The sequence below is a fragment of the Haloferula sp. genome (assembly GCF_049672945.1).
Classification (GTDB): domain Bacteria; phylum Verrucomicrobiota; class Verrucomicrobiia; order Verrucomicrobiales; family Akkermansiaceae; genus Haloferula.
In genome coordinates this window covers 68,834-89,910 of the sequence record NZ_JBATWY010000020.1, presented here as the reverse complement: position 1 = coordinate 89,910, position 21,077 = coordinate 68,834, and the positions used below count along the sequence as shown (strand labels likewise).

General features: G+C 58.0%; 16 protein-coding genes, 1 tRNA gene and 1 other RNA gene. 10 read left to right on the top strand and 8 right to left on the bottom strand.

The features are described 5' to 3' along the window. Positions 1-614: 614 nt before the first annotated feature. The 3 genes from hemW to WBG04_RS01850 are packed head-to-tail and all read right to left on the bottom strand — an operon-like array spanning position 615 to position 4,087. Entirely contained in the window at positions 615-1,727 is a 1,113-nt protein-coding gene (hemW, locus tag WBG04_RS01860) for a radical SAM family heme chaperone HemW (protein WP_424312643.1), read from the bottom strand. Positions 1,728-1,731: 4 nt separating this feature from the next. Continuing rightward, the gene (locus WBG04_RS01855) at positions 1,732-2,502 is read right to left on the bottom strand and encodes a hypothetical protein (RefSeq protein WP_424312642.1); all 771 of its coding nucleotides are present in this window, start codon (positions 2,500-2,502) and stop codon (positions 1,732-1,734) included. After that, the gene (locus WBG04_RS01850) at positions 2,492-4,087 is read right to left on the bottom strand and encodes a S8 family peptidase (protein WP_424312641.1); all 1,596 of its coding nucleotides are present in this window, start codon (positions 4,085-4,087) and stop codon (positions 2,492-2,494) included. The genes WBG04_RS01855 and WBG04_RS01850 overlap by 11 nt, the downstream gene beginning before the upstream one ends. Before the next feature lie 132 nt (positions 4,088-4,219). Between WBG04_RS01850 and WBG04_RS01845 the strand changes: the two genes are divergently transcribed. The 4 genes from WBG04_RS01845 to WBG04_RS01830 all read left to right on the top strand — a co-directional run bounded on the left by WBG04_RS01845 (position 4,220) and on the right by WBG04_RS01830 (position 7,486). Then, positions 4,220-5,689, top strand: coding sequence for a PLP-dependent transferase (locus WBG04_RS01845; RefSeq protein ID WP_424312639.1), 1,470 nt, complete (start codon positions 4,220-4,222; stop codon positions 5,687-5,689). 201 nt (positions 5,690-5,890) lie between these two features. Next, positions 5,891-6,115: a hypothetical protein gene (locus tag WBG04_RS01840; RefSeq protein WP_379709202.1), complete on the top strand. Its 225-nt coding sequence runs from the start codon at positions 5,891-5,893 to the stop codon at positions 6,113-6,115. Positions 6,116-6,247: 132 nt separating this feature from the next. Continuing rightward, positions 6,248-6,320, top strand: a tRNA-Ile gene (locus WBG04_RS01835). Between the two features lie 173 nt (positions 6,321-6,493). Then, a complete protein-coding gene (locus WBG04_RS01830) occupies positions 6,494-7,486 on the top strand; it encodes a glycosyltransferase (RefSeq protein WP_424312638.1) in 993 nt (330 codons plus the stop codon). Positions 7,487-7,501: 15 nt separating this feature from the next. Here the strand turns inward: WBG04_RS01830 and ssrS are convergent. After that, positions 7,502-7,681, bottom strand: a non-coding RNA gene (gene ssrS, locus WBG04_RS01825) — 6S RNA. Positions 7,682-7,795: 114 nt separating this feature from the next. Here ssrS and WBG04_RS01820 point away from each other — a divergent pair. The 5 genes from WBG04_RS01820 (at position 7,796) to WBG04_RS01800 (ending at position 16,236) form a co-directional block, all read left to right on the top strand. Further along, positions 7,796-8,161 carry a DUF2288 family protein gene (locus WBG04_RS01820; protein WP_424312637.1) on the top strand — a complete coding sequence of 122 codons (366 nt, stop codon included), beginning with the start codon at positions 7,796-7,798 and terminating at the stop codon, positions 8,159-8,161. A 235-nt stretch (positions 8,162-8,396) separates the two neighbouring features. Further along, entirely contained in the window at positions 8,397-8,669 is a 273-nt protein-coding gene (locus WBG04_RS01815) for an RNA recognition motif domain-containing protein (protein ID WP_424312636.1), read from the top strand. Between the two features lie 181 nt (positions 8,670-8,850). Continuing rightward, positions 8,851-9,726 carry a YihY/virulence factor BrkB family protein gene (locus WBG04_RS01810; RefSeq protein ID WP_424312635.1) on the top strand — a complete coding sequence of 292 codons (876 nt, stop codon included), beginning with the start codon at positions 8,851-8,853 and terminating at the stop codon, positions 9,724-9,726. A 92-nt stretch (positions 9,727-9,818) separates the two neighbouring features. Continuing rightward, positions 9,819-11,366 (top strand): 2,3-bisphosphoglycerate-independent phosphoglycerate mutase, encoded by a 1,548-nt coding sequence (gene gpmI, locus WBG04_RS01805; RefSeq protein WP_424312634.1) that lies wholly within the window; start codon positions 9,819-9,821, stop codon positions 11,364-11,366. Positions 11,367-11,517: 151 nt separating this feature from the next. Next, positions 11,518-16,236: a PQQ-dependent sugar dehydrogenase gene (locus WBG04_RS01800; protein WP_424312633.1), complete on the top strand. Its 4,719-nt coding sequence runs from the start codon at positions 11,518-11,520 to the stop codon at positions 16,234-16,236. Here the strand turns inward: WBG04_RS01800 and WBG04_RS01795 are convergent, their stop codons facing one another. The 3 genes from WBG04_RS01795 to WBG04_RS01785 all read right to left on the bottom strand — a co-directional run bounded on the left by WBG04_RS01795 (position 16,237) and on the right by WBG04_RS01785 (position 19,385). Further along, the gene (locus tag WBG04_RS01795) at positions 16,237-16,893 is read right to left on the bottom strand and encodes a hypothetical protein (RefSeq protein ID WP_424312632.1); all 657 of its coding nucleotides are present in this window, start codon (positions 16,891-16,893) and stop codon (positions 16,237-16,239) included. It lies immediately after the preceding gene. Between the two features lie 260 nt (positions 16,894-17,153). Next, positions 17,154-18,452 carry an ATP-dependent Clp protease proteolytic subunit gene (locus WBG04_RS01790; RefSeq protein WP_424312631.1) on the bottom strand — a complete coding sequence of 433 codons (1,299 nt, stop codon included), beginning with the start codon at positions 18,450-18,452 and terminating at the stop codon, positions 17,154-17,156. Positions 18,453-18,518: 66 nt separating this feature from the next. Beyond that, the gene (locus WBG04_RS01785) at positions 18,519-19,385 is read right to left on the bottom strand and encodes a hypothetical protein (RefSeq protein WP_424312630.1); all 867 of its coding nucleotides are present in this window, start codon (positions 19,383-19,385) and stop codon (positions 18,519-18,521) included. A 104-nt stretch (positions 19,386-19,489) separates the two neighbouring features. Here WBG04_RS01785 and mnmA point away from each other — a divergent pair, with 104 nt between their 5' ends. Continuing rightward, positions 19,490-20,569, top strand: coding sequence for a tRNA 2-thiouridine(34) synthase MnmA (gene mnmA, locus WBG04_RS01780; RefSeq protein ID WP_424312629.1), 1,080 nt, complete (start codon positions 19,490-19,492; stop codon positions 20,567-20,569). 60 nt (positions 20,570-20,629) lie between these two features. Here mnmA and WBG04_RS01775 read toward each other — a convergent pair whose 3' ends face one another. After that, on the bottom strand, positions 20,630-20,992 hold the full coding sequence (locus WBG04_RS01775) for a hypothetical protein (RefSeq protein ID WP_424312628.1): 363 nt from the start codon (positions 20,990-20,992) through the stop codon (positions 20,630-20,632). Positions 20,993-21,077 lie beyond the last annotated feature (85 nt).

Here is a 21,077-nt window from a genome sequence, read left to right as displayed (position 1 = left end):
CGGTTTGAAAGTAACAGGCGTAGGTAAACGCCTGTTTACTCCAAAACAAAAGCGAAAAATGCAGTGAAAAGCGAAAAACCGACGAAAGACTGAACAAAACATCCCTGAAATCAGCTAAACTGTTACCCGGGGTCGGTCCCGTCGCCGGGGTCGGTCCCGTTTTTCAAGCATTCGTGGGAACCGGGGCAGGGTGCAAACTTTGACAGAAATTCGGTAAGCATCCCTTTCGCCTGGGTCGGTTCTGGATTTTGAGCGTTACATCACCACCCACACGAGACCATGAGAGTCCTCCCGAGCTACGTTGACGAGGAGTATCGGAAAGCCCCGGAGGAAGCGATGCGGCTCTACGAGGGAAAGAGATGAGTTGCTAGTTTTCAGTGTTCAGTTTTCAGGGAAGAGAAGAGTTCAATACGAACGGCGATCGGGAGTGGATGTATCGCTTCTCCGCGCTGATCAAGAACCACTCGAGAGCCTCCCTGATGTCGGAGGAGATCCTCCATCTGCTTGAGTTCCATCCTGGGAGCCTCAGCGAGAGCCTCGTAAGGAGTGCGGGCCATTCTGCCCGCATGGCGTTAAGGGCTTGCCTTCCGTGCGGGCAGAATTGCCCGCACTCCTTACGCCAATTCCGCAGCGATCGGATCGACGAGGGGGGCGCCTTGGCGGGTGAGGGCGAAGCGGTCCTGGCGGATTTCGGCGAGGCCGGAGTCGATGAGACGGGGGAGGTCGGCTTTATTCAAGAGATCGAGCGGGACGCCTTCTTCGGTGCGCAGGAGCAGGGCGATGCGTTCGAGGCGGAGCTGCTCGGGCGTCAGTTCTTCGGTCTCGACGATGGCGTGGCCGACTTGATCGATCATCCGGATGTAGCGGTCGGTGTCGGCGACGTTGGTGGTGCGGACCACGGAATGAGGCGATGAGGCGGGTTGCAAACCCTCGTTCCCAAGGGTCGAAACGGCGGAGGGGCCGAGGCCGAGATAGTCTTCGCCTTTCCAGTAGCCACGGTTGTGGGTGGAGCGATGGCCGGGGCGGGCGTAATTCGAGGTTTCGTAGTGCTCGTAGCCGGCGGCTGTTAGAAGCTCGTCGGCGAGCAGGAACTGTTCGGCGTCGCGGTCTTCGTCGGCGTCGAGATCGCCGCGCTTGAGGCTGTCGAAGAAGGCGGTGTCTTCTTCGTAGGTGAGGTTGTAGGCGGAGATGTGGTCGGGCTCGAGGGCGATGGCGGTTTCGAGGGTATGGCGCCAGTCGTCGAGTGAGAGGCCGGGGATCGAGAACATCAGGTCGATGTTCACGGAGGGCATGTCGGCGGCGCGCAGGGTGCGGACGGATTCGGCGGCTTCTGCAGGGGAATGCTCGCGGCCGAGGGTTGCGAGGACGTGGGGCGTGAAGGACTGGATGCCGAGGGAGACGCGCTGGATGCCGAGTTCGCGAAAGAGGGTGGCTTTGGCGAGGTCGAAAGTCGCGGGATTCGCTTCCAGCGTGACGTCGTCGAGGGTCTCGAAGTCGATCAGGCGGGCGAGGCCTTCGAGCATTTTCCGCAGGTGGGCAGGGGACAGCATCGAGGGAGTGCCGCCGCCGAAATAGAGCGAGCGCGGTGACTCGGCGAGGCGGTTGCGCGCTTCTGTTAGAAGACTGTCGATGAATGCTCCGATCGGCGTGCCTCCCGGCGTATGCTTGTAGAACGAGCAGTAGGGGCAGATGCGGTGACAGAAGGGGATGTGAAGATATCCAAGCATCTTTTCAACGACCGATGAATCCCACAGGGATGATAAAACTTTTCTCGCCGGGTTTGAGCAGCTTGCGGCCGATATCCGCCGAGGGCATCACCGACTCGAGGCAGGCACTGGTTTGATTGTCGGTGCTGATCAGCGGTTCGGCGGGAATCTTCAGGGTGCCCTCGTGCTTGGCTCCTTTCCAAGGATCGAAGTAGGTGAAGGTGAACGAAGTCGCCTTGCGGTCGATCTTTTCAGGCACTCTCACCACGGTCACGAAATGCCCCTGGATCGGCTGCCACTGACCTTGTCGGAAGACATAGCGCTTGAGGCTGAGGAGGGGTGGGAATCCGCGTTTGAGCGAATCGCGAAGGCGGTCATGGGTGCGGTCGACGAGCTTCAGCGGCGTTTCGCGTCCCTTGCGAAAGAGGGACTCGGACTTTGGTGCGGGCAGGCCCTTGAGCGCCGCGAGTTCGCCGGCGATCTGGGTGAGGTCTTCCGGATTGATGCCATCGCGGGTCCAGCGCTTGCGACTCTTGAGGCTCACCGATGGTTTGAGGCCGTGGGCTTTGATGATGTAGAGCAGCTTCGAGCGGTCCGATTTTCCGGGGATGATTTCCGCAACCGCCTGCCAATTTTCATCGCCGCAGCGAAACGAGGTCAGTAAGGCGGCCGGTCCGCAGGCGTTGCCGGAAACCACCAACTGGTTCACCGGACCCGCCACCGCCTGAGGTGCCCATCGATCGTTCGCTGCGCAGGCGATGGTGAGAAAAAGCGGGATGAGGAATCTAAGGAGCATCGGCGGGGATATGGACGTCGACCCGCCGATTGTTTGAAGGATTCAGGTCCACGGTGCCACCCGAAAGCGTGACACTGGAATCAATGGTGAACTCCTGGCTTTGTTGAGTCACACCGGTTCGGAGAGGGAGATCAAAGGTCTGACTCTTGCCCGCTGGCAGAGTGGCGATGTTGAGCGAGACCACGCCGGTCGGGGTAGTGACCTGAACAGGCGCATTGATCAGGGTGGTGTTGCCGCGATTCTGGACGGTCACTTGAAGGACATCGCCGTTCGGCCCCTGCACCACGTGGTTCGAAGCAATGGCCGCATCGGAGATCGTGGGGTCGTCGCGGCGTTCGATCCGCCCGAGATCGATGTAGCCCTGTCCGAGCGCCGGATCGTTGCCGGGAGCGCCCGCATCGTTGGAATACTCGATCAGAAGGTTCACGGCCTGCTGGGCACTGACATTCTGGCTTTTCATGACATTGGCAATGGCTCCCGTGACAATCGGGGCGCTGGACGAGGTCCCGGTGAAGAGGACCTGCTGGTCATTCGGGTAGGCGGAGTAGACGTTCAGGCCGGGCGCGCTGAGCGTGACATTTCCCGAGTTGGAGAAATCGAGGTGCTTGCCGTTTGCGTCGACCGCGCCGACGGAGATGACTCCCTCGTAAGCCGCGGGATAGGCGACGTAGGGAGTTCCCTCGTTGCCGGCGGAAGCGACAATGACGACACCGGCTTCCTGAGCATACTCGATGGCATTGCGCAGGATGGTGCTGTTGCCTGAGGAGCCCATCGAGATGTTGATCAGGTTCACGCCGGCGTCGGTGGCGTCGATGATACCTTGGGCGAGCGTGAAGCTGTCCGAGGTGCCGTTGTCATTCGCCACCCGGATCGAGAGTAGCGAAGCTCCCGGCGCGAGACCAAGCTCGCTGGCGATCAGTGAAGCGACGGCGGTGCCATGACCGTTGAGGTCGGCGAGATCGGCGGGCAAGTCGATCAGATTGGTGCGTCTGACATTTTCGGCGAAAGCAGAATGGGGCCCGACCCCGGTATCCAGCACGGCGATACTGACGCCGGTCCCTGCCGCGGAAAGATCGCCTTCAAGTCCCAGCCACTGCAGCAGCGAACGCCCGAATCCGACAGCGTCATCCTGAATCGTGCCGACGTCCGGAACGTTGACGGGAAAAATGTAGCCACTGTCCTCGCTGCCATCGAGCAGTCCCGCGAGTGCCGAGGGATCATCAAAACCGATGCGCAGCGCATTCAGTGCATCGATCGATCCAAGCACGCGAATTCCCGTCCCTTCGATTGAGCTCAAGAATCTTTCCAAAGCCTCGCGATCAGAAAAGCTCAGCCAGCGCTGTCCGGCGATGGCACCCGCCTCGATGGCATCAGCATCAAGCGCCGCCCGGCCGGTCTTGCGGTTTTGGAGCGTTGGAATCCTTGAGCGCTCATGCCCTGAAGACCGACTGATGGGGCGCTCGCGTTCGGTGATCGACGGCTCTGGCGTGCCGGTCTGCGAGGCAGATTGCCCCAGCCACCAGCCGATGATCACCCCGATGACAATCACCAGTGAGGCGATGGTCCAATGGACTCGCGACTTCATTTCCTTTACTCAAACCCCGGAATGGCCACTTCGGTAGTGAAAAAAATCAATATTCTCGAATCACGGGTTGAATGGCCCCCGGGAAATACGGCTTGCTAGAAAGGGGCATCCGACCGCAATCAATGGGGGCGCATGCGCAACCTGCTAGTTCACCCGGCATCGAAAGAGAAGGATTTGGGCCTCCCACTTCCTGAGTCGCCCCATGCCTGCTCGGTGTGCCTGCCGACCTGGAGTTCGGTGATCGGCTACGAAGAAGGTCGCGATAAAGTGATGCGCCGCCTGCGTGCCGGCTACCCAAGGTTTTTCAGAAACCCGATTCTTGATCGTCTAACAGTTCAAGCTGAGAAGGAACTTGGTTCTGCGTCTGAAGAGGTGTTTCTCTTTCCCACGAAGACGGGTGCCCAACGAGCCCAGCGCTGGATCGAGCGCCACGGAAAGATCGCCGCCCGCTCTTCGGCGTTCGACGGACTTCAAGCGGTGATCGTTTCGAAACAGGCATCGGAACTCGCGAGGGAGTATCAAAGATTAACCGGCGAACTGGTCAGTAGCCGGATGGCGGAGGATCACCTCAATGGAGCCTTGCTTACCGGGACCAAGCGTCACTTGCTTCAGAGAAGACTGGCGACGATCTACGGTGCCGAGCAAACGCACGTTTCGGTTTTTGGCAGCGGCATGTCAGCCGTGACGGCCGTGATGCGTTCGCTGCCTGGAGTGGCCCGCGGGCTCAAGACGCTGCAGTTGGAATTTCCCTACGTCGACTCCTTGAAAGTCCAGGAACGGCTCGGCAACGGCGTGGTCTTTCTGAACGAGACGGAAGGGGAGTCCTTTGACGAAGCCCTGCGTCGGATTCGCCAAGGCGAGTTTGCGGCGGTGTTCACCGAAGTCCCGAGCAATCCCTTGCTGCGCTGTCCGGATCTTCCACGTGTTTCCGAAGCCTGTCGCGAGGGGGGGACGCCCTTGATTGTCGACGACTCAGCCGTGGGGCCATCCAACGTGAACGTTCTGCCTTTGGCCGATGTGGTGACCGGAAGTCTGACCAAGTGGCTGTCGGGCTCCGGCGATGTCATGGGCGGCGTGGTCGTCGTCAGGAGCGACTCCGAGTTTGCCGGTGAATTGAGTGCGGCGATCCGCCAGGAATCGGAAACCGCCGCGCCCATGTATGTGGGGGATACGCAGGTCATGCTTTCGAACCTGAAAGGCTATCCCGCGAGGATGGAACAACCCAATGCCACCGCACTGGGCTTGGTGGAAATGATGGCCGAGCATCCTGCCGTCGCCAAGGTGTGGCACCCGTCAATCACACACCGCGAGCGCTACAGTGCCGTGATGGCGGCGAAAGGAGGCTTCGGCCCCTTGTTCTCGTTCGTTCTCAAGGCACCAAAGAAAACCGCCAAGTTTTTTGACGCCCTGAAAGTCTCGAAAGGGCCCAGCTTTGGAACACCTTTCACCCTCGCGAGCCCCTACGTGATGCTGGCTCACTACAGGGAACTCGACTGGGCCGAAGGCTGCGGAATCTCTCGCTACCTGATCCGCGTCTCCTGCGGGCACGAGCCGTTAGAGAGTCTTGAAAAGGTTTTTAAACAAGCCCTTCAGCTTGCTTGATTACTCGGCTCAGAGAAATACCGGGGCCGATCCGCGTGAAAGCATTTTTTCCGGCAATTCATGAGTCTAACGGGATTCCTTAGCAAATATACTTGCCTACTGTTAATAAACTGCTGAAGTGGTTTTGCTCTTAGCGGGAAAATATCCGTTTGGAGGCGTCGGGAGTCACCAAAAGAAGCTCGGCCAAAAGTCAAAAAACGTATGAAACGCAAACCCAAGCTCGCGCTCCGCGTCAACCACGACAACCCCAACCATCACCTCTGGAACAACCGCGGGGTGTGGTGGTGCCACCTCACCGTTCACAAGCCCGATGCGACCGCCGAGCGACTCCGATTTTCGCTGAAGACCCGCGATGTCGAGCAGGCCCGTGAGCGACGCGATCGAATTTTCCAGCAGATCGCAGAGCACTACGAGATCGCCGCTTGATCCAGTTCTTTTTAAAAACCCACTAGGGAAGCGGACGGGCATTGCCCGTCCGTTTTCGTGTCCGGGGATGACGGGAAAGCCTTGCCCGATCTGCCAACACGGTTCATTTAGAGCCTTTCCGTGAGGAGAAACGGGGCTGTAGCTCAGTGGTTAGAGCAGGGGACTCATAATCCCTTGGTCGTGGGTTCAAGTCCCACCGGCCCTACTTTCGGTGTCCAGTCGGTGCTGGGTTCCTGTTCGGCAGGCGATCACCCGATTGCATCTTCGCATTTGCCTTGAAGCGAGTCGCATGACGACAGGCTGTGGTTGGGTTATTGGTACGGCCCGATGGCGGGGTGCTTGGTTGCATTGATGGGCCTGGACTCGGAGAACTGAAGGGTGCCTGCTGTTTCTGTCGTCTTGCCCTATCGCGATGCGGGGAAGACGATCTTGTCCGCTGTCCACAGCATTCTCGATCAGACCTTTCGTGATCTTGAGCTGATCGCAGTCGACGATGGTTCTTCGGATGGTTCGGCCGCATTGCTTGAAGGCATCGATGATCCCCGGCTCACGCGATTGAGAAACACTCACGGACCTGGCGTTGTCGGTGCTTCCAGAACGGGAATCGACGTCGCTCGCGCCGAGTGGCTTGCACGGATGGATGCTGACGACCTTTCTTTGCCGGACCGGATTGCAGAACAATTCAATGCTGCGACCAGCGATGTCGACGTGGTGGCTTGCGCTGCGGAGCTGATTGATAGCTGTGGAGAAGGAATGGAGCGCTACGTCGATTGGGTGAACAGACTTGAGACTCACGAAGAGATTTCGCGATCCCGCTTCATCGAGTGTCCCGTGATCAATCCCACTTCCATGGTGAGGCGTGAGTGGCTGGAACGTGTCGGTGCTTACCACGATGCCCCATGGGCTGAGGACCATGACCTCTGGCTTCGGCTCTTGGAGCAGGGGTGTCGTTTCATCAAGTTACCGCAGATCCTTTTCCAATGGCGTGATTCGCCGGAGCGTCTGACTCGCCGTGATGAGCGCTATGGTGATGACGCGAGGAGTCGGATGCGTGCTCACTATCTCGCAAGAATCCGGAGCGTTCGGGAGCAGGGTGTCGTGATTGCGGGTGCTGGACCCATCGGCAAGAAGCTGGCGCTCGACTTGCAGAACGAGGGAATCCTGGTACGAGGCTTTTTTGAAGTGAGTCCGAGAAGAATCGGGCAGCGGATCCATGGTGCCGAGGTGGCCTCAGCGAGCGAGATGGGTAAGCGATGGCGGTCGAGTATCCTGCTTGGAGCGGTCGGCCTTGAAGGAGGCCGGGACGAGGTCCGCCGGATGGCGCACTCGCACGGCAGGAGGGAAGGTGTCGACTTCTGGGCGGTCTGCTGACCCACCCCGAGAAAAAAGAAAACCGCCGTGCCGTCCCAGGCTCGGTGAGCCACGTTCCTGTGTCTCAACAAGTGGGGCAACCGTCCCTTTTCCGGTCTTCCAGTGAAGGCATGACCATGAAGGAATCGGCGAAAGCCCCGTAATAATAGAGTGGTCCGGGCACGTTGCCTGAATGGACGCACACAGCAGTCACAAACATCCTATCCGTGGGCCGTTGATTAGCAAACCAATTGGAGGATGAAATTCATGTCACCTGAAGCATTTTCGCTTGCACTTGTATGAATTCGTTCGGCGTTTTATCGGAACCTGATGAGTCGCTCGAAAAACTCCCGTCCGGAACCGATGAAGTATGCCCTCCTCGGTGAGGATTCGACGAGTCATGAGGAAAAGTTGGAGAATTTCACAGGGCAGGTCAACTGGAGCTACCTGCGGCCGCATTTCCAGTCGGGAGTGCTTTTCTTTGTCGATCCTGAGCTTCCCCTCAAGCGGGTCGGGGCCTGCATTGCAGCGGATGAAACCGAGCAAGTGAAGACCTGGCTGAGGTCCGGTGATCTGGTGAAAATCGAAGCCCTGCATGTCTCTCAGTGGGAGGGGACGGCGACCGAGTTCGAGGCTTTGGTGGTCTCACCCTTTGTGCTTTGTCGGCCTGTCAGCGTTGGCGGGAAGAGTGCCTGATCTCTTCAGGATGGTTCCGGATATATCGGGAAACTTTACCAATATCCGGGTTTTTCTTCGATTCTTGTGGCACTGGCCTCGAAACCCTGTCATTTGGCCTGCCGGTTCACGCCTCTTGCAAAATCAGGGCATGGAGTGTTGGCGGGCGGATTCATTGGGATCCGACGACAATCTGAAACCCGATGAGCGGGAACAGTCTATGGAGACAGCGTCGTGTGTGAACCACTGATACGATATGAAAATGTATGTAGGAAACCTCTCGTTCCAAACAACGAGCCAAGAACTTCAGGATGTGTTCGCACAGCATGGAGAAGTCACCGATGTTCACCTTCCAACCGATCGCGAAAGCGGTCGACCACGTGGCTTCGGCTTCGTGACCATGGGATCGAAGGATGCCATGGAAAGCGCGATCAAAGCGCTTGATGGATCCGACCTTGATGGTCGTTCGATCAAGGTGAACGAAGCCCGTCCGCGCGAAGACCGCGGTGGTGGTGGCGGTCGCTACTAAACCCAAGGAATCAATTTCTTTTTCCAAGGCGGCGACCCGAAAGGGTTGCCGCCTTTTCGTTGCTCGGCGGATCGTTCCCTGCTGAGCTTCCCATGCATTGACTTTGCAGGTCGGATGATGCCGAGGTTCCGATCGAAGCTCACTCTCGACGGATCCAGACATCTGTTGAATGGTTTCCTGAGTGAACCTTCCGCTGCCGCCCTTCGTTCGTTTCGCCTTCCGGGTGCTGCGCGACTTCTTCTTTCGCAACAATGGTTTGCTGCTGGCCGGGGCGGTCGCCTACAATGCACTTCTTTCGCTCATTCCACTGTCGGCCGTGCTCGTCGTCGGATTTTCGAACTTCGTCGATGAGAAGTTGCTGCTGGAGGCCCTGAAGACCGAGGTCGCGTTGATTGCACCGGGTGCCGCACCGATGGTGACCGAGCTTCTGCAGGACTTCATGGAAAGCCGCCAACTCGCGGGCTGGATTGGCGTCGTCATCCTGCTCTTTTTCAGTTCGGTCGCCTTCCGGGTTCTGGAGAATGCAATGGCGATCATTTTTCATCGTCCAGCCCTCGTGAAAAAACGGAAATTCTGGGTATCGGCGCTCTTGCCTTACTTCTTCATTGGGCTCGTTGCCTTGGGTTTGGTGGTGCTGACGATCCTGACGGCACTCGTCGAGGCGGCGCAGGCCCGCACCTATGAAGTCGGAGGCGTGGACTTCACCTTTCAGGAAACGGCAGCGATCGCGATGCGGGTAGGTGGCTGGCTGTGTCTCGTGCTTCTTTTCACCACGCTTTACAAGATCATGCCCGCGACGAGGATCTCATTCCGGCTGGCACTGGCCGGCGGGATTACGGCCGCGGCGATGTGGGAGGGTCTGCGGTATTTGCTGACGGGCTATTTCATGCATCTGTCTTTCGTGAACGCCGTCTACGGGTCGATGGCAACCACCATCATCGTGCTGCTGACGATGGAGGCGGCCGCTGTCATCGTGCTTCTTGGCGCCCAGGTGATTGCCGACCTTCAACAGAGCATCCAGACGAAGACACCCTGGTACGAGGATCCCGAGGAGTAGCGCATTCGAGACCCCGGCTTCTGATGATTTCAGGGCTTGCGCGCCGCTTGTCGCTGGACGGCGGCGCGGGTGGGGGTTAAATCCGCCGCGACATGGCAAAGAAACCAGTAGTTCTCATCATTCGTGACGGTTGGGGCGTCAATCCCGGCGGCCAGGAGACGGCGGAAAAGGACGGCAATGCGACTTTGCTCGCTGATACGCCGTTTCACGATGAGATGCTGGCCAAGTATCCCAAGGGATTCGTCAGTGCCTCCGGCCTCGACGTTGGTCTGCCGGAAGGCCAAATGGGGAACTCGGAAGTCGGCCACCTGAATCTTGGCGCCGGGCGCATCGTTTACCAGGACCTGACGCGGATCAACAAGGCGATCGAGGAGAAGACGCTGGAGACAAATGAGACCTTCAAACGCGCCATGAAGGCGGCGAAGGCGAAGGGCAAGCGACTCCATTTTATCGGACTTGTTTCCGACGGCGGGGTGCACAGTCACCAGGATCATCTTTGTGCCATGGTGGCCATGGCGGCGAAAGCGGGTGTGAAGGACATCCTCGTCCACGCCATTACCGATGGTCGTGACACCTCGCCGACGGCAGGTGCCGGATACCTTTCCCATGTGGAAGATGAGATTGCCAAGCATGGGGCAAGGATCGCGACGGTGGTCGGTCGCTACTATGCCATGGATCGAGATAAACGCTGGGACCGGGTCAAGCTTGCCTGGGATGCGATCGTGCATGGCAAGGGACAGGAGACCGAACTGCTGGCATCCGAGGCGGTGGCCGAAATGTATGATCAGGACAAGACCGATGAGTTCTTGCTGCCAATGGTCTTCTGCGATGCGAACAAGCAGCGAATCCGCAGTGGTGATGTGGTGCTTTTCTTCAATTTTCGAGCCGACCGCGCGCGGCAACTCTCTGAAGTGTTCCTCTCCGAAGGGCCCTTCAAGCTTTTCAAGGCGGGCCGTCGTCCGAAAGTCAACTACGTCACCCTGACCGAGTACGATGCCAACTACGACTGCGATGTCATTTTCGCCCCGGAGGAACTGAAAATGGTTTTGGGAGAGATTGTATCGAACGCCGGGATGAAACAGCTGCGTATCGCCGAGACCGAAAAGTATCCGCACGTCACCTATTTCTTCAATGGGGGGGTGGAGAAGAGTTACGAAGGTGAGGATCGAGCCATTGTTCCCTCACCGAAAGATGTCGCCACTTATGATCTGAAGCCGGAGATGAGCGCGGACGAGGTGATGGCCATCGTCATCTCGCGGCTGAAGGACTACGATCTGGTGATCCTCAATTTCGCCAATCCGGACATGGTCGGACATACGGGGGTGGTCGAGGCCGCGATCAAGGCCTGCGAGAAGATCGACGAAGGAGTGAGCAAAATCGTCGAAGAAACCCTGCGCCTGGGTGGCAAGCTCCTGATCACTGCGGATCACGGCAACTGTGAGTTCATGATCAACGCGGATGGCTCTCCGAACACCGCCCATACGACGAATTTGGTGCATGCCATTTACGTCGCCACCGACTCGGACAGCTACAAGGTTCGTGATGGGATTCTGGCGGATGTCGCGCCAAGCCTGCTCGACATGCTTGGATTGGAGAAGTCTGCTGAAATGACCGGGACTTCACTGCTGGAGAAGGTCTGAGTCCTTGCGAACGCCTTACATAATCACGTAGGGAAGGCCATAATCGCTGGCTTTGGGGCTGAGTTATTGATAATCAAAGTCGGCGTAGTGATATACTACCTCGCGCACGTCACCAGCATATGGCAAGCTGGCTGCTCCATCCCCCCAATCCATGTTCTCCCCTCAAAGACTGCCGCTGATAGCGGCATTGCTGGCGCTCACTGTTTCGGCCGCTGCCGAAGTGAAAGTCTTGCTCATCGAGGGTGCCAGCAATCACGACTGGGAAAGTCGGGTTGAGATTCTTGAGTCCATTCTTTCGAGAGATGGTTCATTCGACCTCGAGGTCAGCGTCACTCCGGCGACGGCGGGTGATCCTGGATGGGCCACTTGGAATCCCGACTTCGCCGCCTACGACGTGGTCATGTCGGGCTACCGAAGTCGAGACGGTGAGGCCGACTGGCCCGCAGCAGTGAAGGCTTCGTTTGAGAGTTATGTTTCAACGGGCGGAGGATTCCTTGCATTCCACGAAGCGAACCAATCGTTCGTCAACTGGGCGGAGTATCAGGAGATGATTGGTCTCGGTTGGCCGATTGGAACGGCGGGTACCGCTGTGGCGATCAAGCCGGACAAGAGCTTCGAGTATTTCTTGCCAACTGAGGGCTCCGAGGCAGGCCACGGCGATCGGACTGACGTCTTGGTCAAGCAACTCGGCAATCATCCGATCCATGCGGGATTGCCGATGGAGTGGATGGCAGCGGACCTCGAAGTGGTGCACTACGCCCGCGGGCCTGCGAATAATCTAACGGTCCTTTCCTATGCGCTCGATCCTGCTCCGCCGGATGGACAAGCGGCAAGGCAATGGCCTGTTGAGTGGACCGTCAACTACGGGAGCGGGCGTGTTTACGCATCGACCTACGGCCACCTTGACATCTATCAGACGGAACCGGTCGGAATGCGCTGTGCGGCCTTTCAGGAGACGCTGGTGAGGGCACTGAAGTGGTGCGCCGGTGTGGATCCCGGCAACTTCGTTCCCGCGGATTTTCCCGATACCACCGAGCCGAGCATTCGTCCCTACAGCGAAGGCCTGGCAGCCTTTGGTGGTCCGAAACCTGTGGATGCTTTTGCCGGCGGCGTGCTGCCTGACTCATCGGTCGTGCCGACCGGGACGGAGCTTGTTGAGGCGTTTCCGAACTTCGACTGGGAGTCTCCGATCGATGCCCGTCCCTGGCCGGAGTCCGGCGACCAGATGATGATCACCGAAATGGATGGTCGATTTTACAAGCTGACGGATGACGACGACACCACCAGCCGCCAGCTGGTTCTCGATCTCCGGGATCCGGTTTGGTATCTCGACTGGGACGGCGTCGCCGGTCAGAAGCACGGGGGTGTGATGTCCTGCGTCTTTCACCCGCGCTTTGGAAAGGGTGAGGAAAAGGACTACCTCTACGTCTATTACCTGAGTAATCCGAACGAGGATCTCAGCCAGCCAGGGGGTGAGCCCAACGCGAGTTTGCCGTTCTACAATCGCCTGGCCCGCTTCACCTGGAATGGCTCGGCCTTTGTTCCGTCATCCGAGAAGATTCTCATTCAGCAGTACGATACGACCTTGGGCCATGAAGGCGGTGGCCTCGCCTTCGGTGGGGATGGTTATCTCTACATTGCCTTCGGTGACGAAGGAACCGACCGCGACGGTGCGGGGCCCCACACGCAGAAACTCAACGACCGCGCCCGCTCCGGGGTCTGGAGGATCGATGTGGATGAGTCGCCTCTCAATCTTCCAATCAGCCGACAACTGACCGCTGCGCCGGGCGGCTATGATTCGTTTACACAAGGCTACAGGATTCCGGCCGACAATCCCTGGGTGACGGGTGACGGGTCGCTACTGGAAGAATTCTACTCGATCGGGCTGCGCGAACCTCATCGCATGAGCTACGACCCGGTTGAGGATCGCTTCTGGATCGGAGACGTGGGTGCGGGTGAGCGGGAAGAGGTCAACATTCTCGATGCCCCGGGTTTGAATTTCCAGTGGCGTTATGGCGAGGGTTCGATCATCAACGCCGGACTGCTTGCCGAGGTGGCTCCCGTTGCGGGCGTCGAGCGCGCGCCGGTCCATGACTACGGGCGGAGCGTGGGAGCCTGCATCATCGGCGGCTACGTCTACCGGGGTTCGGCGCTGCCGAGTCTGGTCGGGAAATACATCTTCGGGGATTTCAGCACGCAGATCATCTACGCCTTGGAATATGATGAGGCGACCCAGACGACGGTCTCGGTCGAGCAAATCGGATTTGGCGGGGTAAGGACGTACTGGGAAGGGCTCGGTTCTTTCGGTGTCGACACTTCAAATGAACTCCTCGTCCTCCAGATGGGGGCCGGTGTTTCCGGAAACGGACTGATTTCGCGGATCAAGCCCGAAGGGGCTTCCACCGGACTTGAATGGCAATACCCGGCCTTGCTTTCGGAGGCGGGCGTGTTTTCGGACGTGAGCACACTGACGCCCGTGCCCTCGATGGTCCCGTATGAAGTGAACAATCCACTCTGGAGTGCAGGGATGCTGAAGAAGCGTTGGGTCATGATTCCAAACGACGGTGTTTCCGATGATCCTGAAGAGAGAATCGTCTACAGCGAGAGCCAGGCATGGGAGTTGCCGGTTGGCAGTGTGGTGGTCAAACATTTCGAACGCCCGGACAATGGCGTGCCGGTGGAGACGCGCCTGATGGTTCGGGCCAATGACGGCTGGGGTGGTGTCAGCTACAAATGGCGCAGCGACGGAAGCGATGCGGATCGACTTGAGGATGGGCTTGTCGAAGAGATGACGCTGGAAGGCGAAACCTTCAACTACCTCTATCCGAGCAGGAGCCAGTGCCTGCTGTGTCACTCCGAATCATCGGGATGGTTGCTTGGCATCAACACCCGTCAGCTGAACCGTGAGGTGACCTACCCGAATGGCGTGACCGGGAATCAGATCGAATCATTCAGCGCGGCGGGATTCATCCCCGAGGTCATGAAGGTTGAAGACCTTGTCGGCATTCTAACATCAGCAGAGCCGGACGATCCATCGGAGAGTGCCGAGCGGAGGATGCGCTCGTATCTCGACAGCAACTGCTCGCACTGCCATCAACCGGGCGGAAGTTCGCGAGCCTTCTTTGATACACGGCTTTCGACTCCGCTTACCAATCAGGCGATCGTTTGCGGACCGGTGATCGAGGGCCTTGGCCTGCCGGCTCCGGCCGTGGTCAAGCCGGGAAGCCTGGAGAACTCGGTGATGTTCCAGCGAATGAATTCGATCGACGAGTGCTGTGCCATGCCGCCCGTCGCCAAAGGAAGAATCGATCAGCAGGCGGTTTCAGAACTGGCGGGTTGGATCCTCGGCATGACACCGGATTCCTGTTCGAGATCACAGAGCTTCTTTGCCGGGGGAACGCTGGGCATGCCAGGTGATCCAAGCGGAGCGGCAGGCGCCGATCCCTGGCTCTCCAACATCGTCATCAACAAGGAAGCCCTCTACGTCAACAGCGGTCTGCTCCCTCTCGTCGTGTCACTGGATCGCTTCCGTTATCATGCTCTCGAGGCAAACGAGCCCCTCACTCCGTTCGTCGTCAGAGTCAACGGAGATAACGACTTCACCGTTCTTGCGATCGGCACCACAAGGATGGTCCACAGCATTGGCGAAAACGAAGTGCTGTTCGATGAGAGTGGCTCGAGCGTCACCGTTGGCCCCGGTGAGACGCTGGCTCTGGGATTCATCGATGCCTTGCCGAATGGTTCCGGCGGCAGTTCCGGAGAGGTGATCCGCTGGAGTGATGGCGGTGCCGAGGTCTGGCATGGCGGCGGAAGTTCGGAATCCGATGCTGGATCCATCTCGCTTGGCTCAGCTCCGGATTCTGGAGGAAACCTCGTGACCACTCAAAATCGTGACTACTACTTTTCGCTTGGTTTCACCGTGGCCTCTCTTGATGTCGGAAACTCGCCGGGTCAGCCCGGTTATCGCCAGGTTGATGGAGCGAGCTCCAACTTTGCCATCAATCTCAGCGACACCTTTACGAATACGACAGGGGATACCCTGACGATCAGCGTGGATCGTTTCCGCTTCGAAGCGCAAAGAGTCACCGATCCGCTCACGCCATTTGTCGTTCGAGTCAATGGGCCTGAAGACTTCACGGTCCTCGCCGTCGGGCAATCGAGGGTCAGTTATGCGGTCGGGCTCAACGATGTGCCATTCGCAGCCGGGACCACCCTGATCAGCGTGGCGAATGGAGAAACCATCGCCAGCGGCTTCGTCGATTCTTTCGCCGACGGCAGCGGCGGGTCATCCAATGGAGCGATCGCCTTCATCGAGGGAGGCGACTCGCTGTTCTACCGCTATCATGACCCCGACCATGTCGGAGCGACACTCGAATTGGGCAAGGCTCCGCTTGTTCCTCATCCTTATGGATCAGAGGTGACCGAGCGATCCTACCTCTTCTCGATCAGCCTCGGCTTCGGAGGCGTGGAAGATGAGGATGCTGACGGCTTGGCGGATTCCTGGGAACTCGTGTTCTCCCCGAGCCTCGGTACTCTATCGGCCGAGGCAGACAGTGATCAGGATGGCCGAAGTGATCTTGAGGAGTCCCGCATCGGAACGAATCCGTTGGACGCCGAGAGCGTGATTCGGGTGATGAACCTGGAAGCGACGAGTGGCGGTGATTACTCGGCGATGTTCAAGAGCATCCCTGGTCGTCGCTACCGGGTGGCCGTCTCGACCGATATGAGCGGCTGGACGGAGGTCGGTGACCTCAGCGCCGCTGCATGGCCGGCCGATCAAACGACGGTGACCATTCCGAATTCCCTGCTTCCCGCAGGCTCGGAGGAACGACTTTTCCTCAAGGTTGGTAGTCTGCCTAACAACGAATGATCACGCCCAAGGCGAGGTCATGAAGAGGCAAAGGACGACGATCACCGCCGCTGCGATCATGGCGATGGCGTAGAGTGTGCGATGTTGAAGCCGGCGATAGTCCTCAGCCATGGCTTGCTCTGCCTTGCTGATCCGCTCAAAGAGGTCCTCAAAGCGGAAGCTCGCATGGTCGATCTTCTCGCCGACATTCACCAGAGCTCCGATCGTTTCCGTTTGGGTCGAGCGTACGCCACCGAGGGTTGCATCGACCTGGGTCATTGCCGCAATCAGCTGCTGGTCGGTTTGCCCGGCGCGCTCCATCAGGCCATTCAATGAGTGGAGTGCCGTCGAGACTTCCTTCTGTCCGGTCGAAAGGCTTTCAATGCCCTTCATCACCGGCATCGGGTCAAGCGTCAGCATCGGCTTGCTCTTCGCTTCGGCCTTCTCGATGCGCTCGGTGAGTTGCTCGATCGTGGCAACCAGCTTCTCGCGCTCCTCTCGAAACTCGCTGAGGTAGTCGGCGCGCTTGCCGAAGCGGCCGCTGAACCAGCTGGCTCTCGGCCGATCCGAGCGCTTGAAAAAATGCCACCACTTCGCGAATGGGGACTCGCTGGTTGCTTCGTTCTTGGGGGCGTCCAGGTCGATGACCTCGTTCTCTGAAATTGCTTGGCTGCTCATGGCGATGGTTCCGGGGTAAGAAGTGGTGAGATTCTAGTGCTCATCATCTCGATGCCAAGTTTTCAGTGCTGAAAATCCATATGAGGTATTATTTTGGAAATTTGCCTACGACATGTTGATTTTCACCCAGCCGATCTGAGGTGGAAACCGGAGCGATCCGACTGCGATCCAGTCCCGGTGAACTGAAGAATCAGGCAAAAGAAAAGAGCGAAGCCCGTGATGGACTTCGCCCTGCTTGATCAAGCTGACCTTGAGTCGATTTACCTGACGCGATAGTAGCCGTCAGCATTGTAGAGGAAATAGACGTCCTTGGAATTGATCCTTGGCAGGTATTTCACCGGGCGACCGTCTTCGTCGACTGCTTCGGTCAGCGAACTTCTCTGAGCCGCCGATTTCGCCTTGGCCTCTTCGGCGTCGGGATTGATCCGAAACGACGATTCATCGATTCCCGTGACGATATACTTCACCCAGTTGAGTTTTTGGGCTTCCTCACCAAATTCACTCCAGTCGCCGCTGGTGGATCGTTCATACATCTGCTTGATGAATTCCTCCTTGGTCAGTCCCATCTTGTCGGCGATGGGAGTCGCGAGCCGGTCCCACCAGCGTTGGCTTTCCTTGAAGAATTCCTGCTGCTGAGTGAGGTTCATTCGACCGAAAACCGTGGCGCTGATCTGGTGATGAAGAATCACCGCATTGGGATAGGCATAGGATTCTTCGGCAAGCGTGGTGATTGCAGCTGCCATCGAGGCGGCAAATGACTTCACCACCACGTGGATCGGGGCATCGCTGGCTTCCATCGCCTTGAGAATGCGGTAACCCGCCATGACCGAACCACCGGGACATTCATCGATTACGATGAAGATTGGATACTTCGGGTTCTGATTGTTGAAGTAGTGAATGCGGTCGGTGATCTTGTCCGCCGTGTCGCCTGTAATCACATCGTTCAATGCGATCCTTCTGTCGGAAATGATCAGCGTTCCATCCTCCTTGAGCGGCTTCATGAGATACTCGGGCTCACCATTGGCGTAGTCCTTGCGTTTGCCCTCCATCTCAATCTGTTGAATCTGGCCCTGGAGCTTGGCGACCTCAATACCTGCTTCAGCCTGGGCTGACTTGAGCTGGTGGGTGAGCAATTCCGCTCGGGCCTTTTCGAGTTCGGCCTCGCGTGCAAGCTGACGTTTTTCACTTTCAAGACGGGCGTTCTTTGCCTCGTCATCCACCGCCCGCTTCTGGGCCGCGTGGGCGAGACGTCCCGCCATGAGTTCGCTCTCGGCTTTCAATCGCGCGAGTTCGGTACGGAGTCTTGTCGTCTCCTTTCTGACCTTTTCATCTGCGAGAGCGTTCTCGAGTGCGAGACGCTCTTGCTCCTTTTTCATCTGTTCCTGCTGCTTGGCCGCCTTGTCAACTTTCGGGGCCTTCTGCTTCGCGCTGGCCGTCGAATTGGCGTCGGAAGCATCTTGAACGAGCTCCGCCTTCACTGCGGGCGTCGCCGCGCTTGCCGCGCTGGACTGGGGTTCGGCGATCAGTGAGCCGGCGAGACCCAGGGTAAGGAGAGACATTCGGGATACGGTGGACTTCATTTCGGGGTATTGGGGTGATTCGGGGCGATGGACTGATTTTCGACTTCAAGCGTCTGACGACGGGATATTTGTCTCTTCAGATTTCTGAAGTTTCTCCAGCTGCTTGCGGTAACCAAGATACAGAGCTGTCCCCGCCAGCAAGACGAAAATGAGCGCCGCCCCGCCGAGGAACAGAGCGATCTTGCCGCCAGTGCTCTGAAAAGTCTCGTCGGTAACCACATCAGGCACGGGATCGCCGGGAATTCGTGCGAGGACCAATTTGTCGTCCTCGATGCCGGCGTAGGTCAATTGGGCCATTGCGGGTCCGATTTGAGGATCATTCAGGCTTTTTTCGAAGATCCTGAGACTCGAGAAGTGTCCCATGAACCCTTCCGCCACTTCCGCCCCCGGAACATCGAGGCTGTCCACGTTGAGGACGAGTTCGCGTTTCGACAGGAAGGGACTGCCATGAATGGTGCCGATGAGATAGAGGGGATCAGCGGTGATCGGACCGTCTTCGCCTTCCTTGGCGAGACGCGGTCGACCATTGAGCCGGTAACAGATGTCGATGACCAACTGATCGTCCTCGATCTCCCGAACCCAGAACGATTCGCGGAGTTCCTCGAGGGCGGGGAACATGGCGACGGAAAGATTCATGTCGTTTGAGTCCAGCTCGATCCTTGCTTCCTTGGTTCCATCGGCAAGATCTTCGCGGAATTTTTCAAAACGATCCCGCAGGTTTTGGGCGGCGATCGACTCGGTTTCCAGGGACAGCACCGGCAGAGGTTTGGCTTCGGGCTGGGTAAATTTCTCGATTTCCTTTGCCTGACGGAATGGGGTCCAGATGGAGAACCCGATGAGAAACACCAGCATCAGGACGGCAAGAATCAGGATCGTACAACCGGAGAGGGGTGAGCGGGCGCTGGCAGACACGGGGACAGGCTGCGCCTGAAAACCTCAATTTCCAATGTTCCAATGTCAAAAAATCGTGAAAATCGGCACTTGGCAGGGTGGCGGGGGGGGCTTGAATCGGCGCCATGGCGAAGGTGCTGGTGGGACTTTCAGGCGGCGTCGATAGTTCGGCGGCCGCGGCACTGCTGATTGAGCAGGGGCACGAGGTCTCAGGTGCCTTCATGAAGAACTGGATCAATGCCGAAGGTTTGCCGGGCGACTGTCCGTGGGAGGAGGACCTTGAGGATGCTTTGGCAGTTGCGAGGAAACTGGGTATCGAGTTTCGCGTGGTGGATCTGATCGATCAATACAAGACGCGGATCGTGGACTATCTGGTCGAGGGCTACCGCACGGGCATCACACCGAATCCAGATGTTTGGTGCAACCGTGAGATGAAGTTCGGAGTCTTTCTCGACTACGCTCTTGATCAGGGCTTCGAAGCGGTTGCTACGGGCCACTACGCACGGCGGCGTCTCCTCACCAACGGAGAGGCGGCGGTGCTCAAAGGCGCCGATCCCAACAAGGATCAGAGCTATTTCCTTGCGTTGATGACCCAGCGGCAAGTGAAGCATGCGATGTTTCCTGTTGGAGAAATGCTCAAACCTCGAGTTAGGGAGGTGGCCCGTCGACATGATCTTCCGACCGCTGAAAAAAAGGACAGTCAGGGCATCTGCTTCATTGGCGAGATCAAAATGCGGGACTTCATCCGGCATTATCTTCCCGACAAGCCTGGCGAGATTGTCGACACCTCCGGCAAGGTTCTCGGGCAGCACGACGGCTTGCATCTCTACACGCTCGGCCAGCGGAAAGGGCATGGCGTCGCCTCACCCAGAAGTGGCATGGCCTATGTGGTGGTGGCCAAGAATCTCGAAGCAAACCAGCTTGTGGTCGGTTGGGACGAAGCATCAACCGCGGGTCTTTATGCAACGCGCTGCAAGGTGGGCATGCTTTCGTCGATCAACGAAGCATTTGATCACCCGATGAGCGTCGACGCGCTTCCTCGATATCGAGCAAAGCCCGAGCCTTGTCAGCTGGTGCCGGTCGAAGGAGGGATCGAAGTCCGTTTCCACAACCCCCAGCGCGCCTTGGCCATCGGTCAGATTTGCGCCTTCTACAACGGCGGCAGGCTACTGGGTGGAGGCGTCTTCGAAGGGATCTACGAGTAGATCACTTCCAAGCGCTTTGCTCCGTGTCTGACGTGAAATCGCAAGCGTCAGCGGGAATGGCTACTCCTTGGGCGGGGATACCATTCGCATGGTCACGACTGCAGAAGTCCCAAGCCGGATGGTGCACGGGCCGGCAACCGGAAAGGGTCGGTGCCAATCCACTCCCTGGGTACTGCGTTCATCGTAAGTGGAATAGTAGTTGGATCGAACTTCGCGACGGGGGCGGAGACGCAGCGCGGTCGGATACTTCTCGGGTCGATCGATACTCAGGTAGATCGGCTTCGAGACCGATACCACCATCGCGACTTCACCAGCTTCCAGTTGGATCGTCTGGCCGATTTTTGTCAGGCTCCTCCAGCTCTCAGTATTGGCAAAGCCGGTCGCTGAAAGGAGGATTGCCAGTAGGGGGGGTAGTAATTTCATGGCACTTCAATTCTAGCAGAGTTTTTCAACACCCTGACGACGGTGTTTATAATAAGCACCTGTGATATTGTGACCTTGTTGATGG

Excerpts from the sequence above, each read along its gene's own strand:
- hemW (WP_424312643.1), bottom strand. The coding sequence starts at position 1,727 with ATGCTTGGATATCTTCACATCCCCTTCTGTCACCGCATCTGCCCCTAC.
- WBG04_RS01855 (WP_424312642.1), bottom strand. The coding sequence starts at position 2,502 with ATGCTCCTTAGATTCCTCATCCCGCTTTTTCTCACCATCGCCTGCGCA.
- WBG04_RS01850 (WP_424312641.1), bottom strand. The coding sequence starts at position 4,087 with ATGAAGTCGCGAGTCCATTGGACCATCGCCTCACTGGTGATTGTCATC.
- WBG04_RS01845 (WP_424312639.1), top strand. The coding sequence starts at position 4,220 with ATGCGCAACCTGCTAGTTCACCCGGCATCGAAAGAGAAGGATTTGGGC.
- WBG04_RS01840 (WP_379709202.1), top strand. The coding sequence starts at position 5,891 with ATGAAACGCAAACCCAAGCTCGCGCTCCGCGTCAACCACGACAACCCC.
- WBG04_RS01820 (WP_424312637.1), top strand. The coding sequence starts at position 7,796 with ATGAGTCGCTCGAAAAACTCCCGTCCGGAACCGATGAAGTATGCCCTC.
- WBG04_RS01815 (WP_424312636.1), top strand. The coding sequence starts at position 8,397 with ATGAAAATGTATGTAGGAAACCTCTCGTTCCAAACAACGAGCCAAGAA.
- gpmI (WP_424312634.1), top strand. The coding sequence starts at position 9,819 with ATGGCAAAGAAACCAGTAGTTCTCATCATTCGTGACGGTTGGGGCGTC.
- WBG04_RS01800 (WP_424312633.1), top strand. The coding sequence starts at position 11,518 with ATGTTCTCCCCTCAAAGACTGCCGCTGATAGCGGCATTGCTGGCGCTC.
- WBG04_RS01795 (WP_424312632.1), bottom strand. The coding sequence starts at position 16,893 with ATGAGCAGCCAAGCAATTTCAGAGAACGAGGTCATCGACCTGGACGCC.
- WBG04_RS01790 (WP_424312631.1), bottom strand. The coding sequence starts at position 18,452 with ATGTCTCTCCTTACCCTGGGTCTCGCCGGCTCACTGATCGCCGAACCC.
- mnmA (WP_424312629.1), top strand. The coding sequence starts at position 19,490 with ATGGCGAAGGTGCTGGTGGGACTTTCAGGCGGCGTCGATAGTTCGGCG.
- WBG04_RS01775 (WP_424312628.1), bottom strand. The coding sequence starts at position 20,992 with ATGAAATTACTACCCCCCCTACTGGCAATCCTCCTTTCAGCGACCGGC.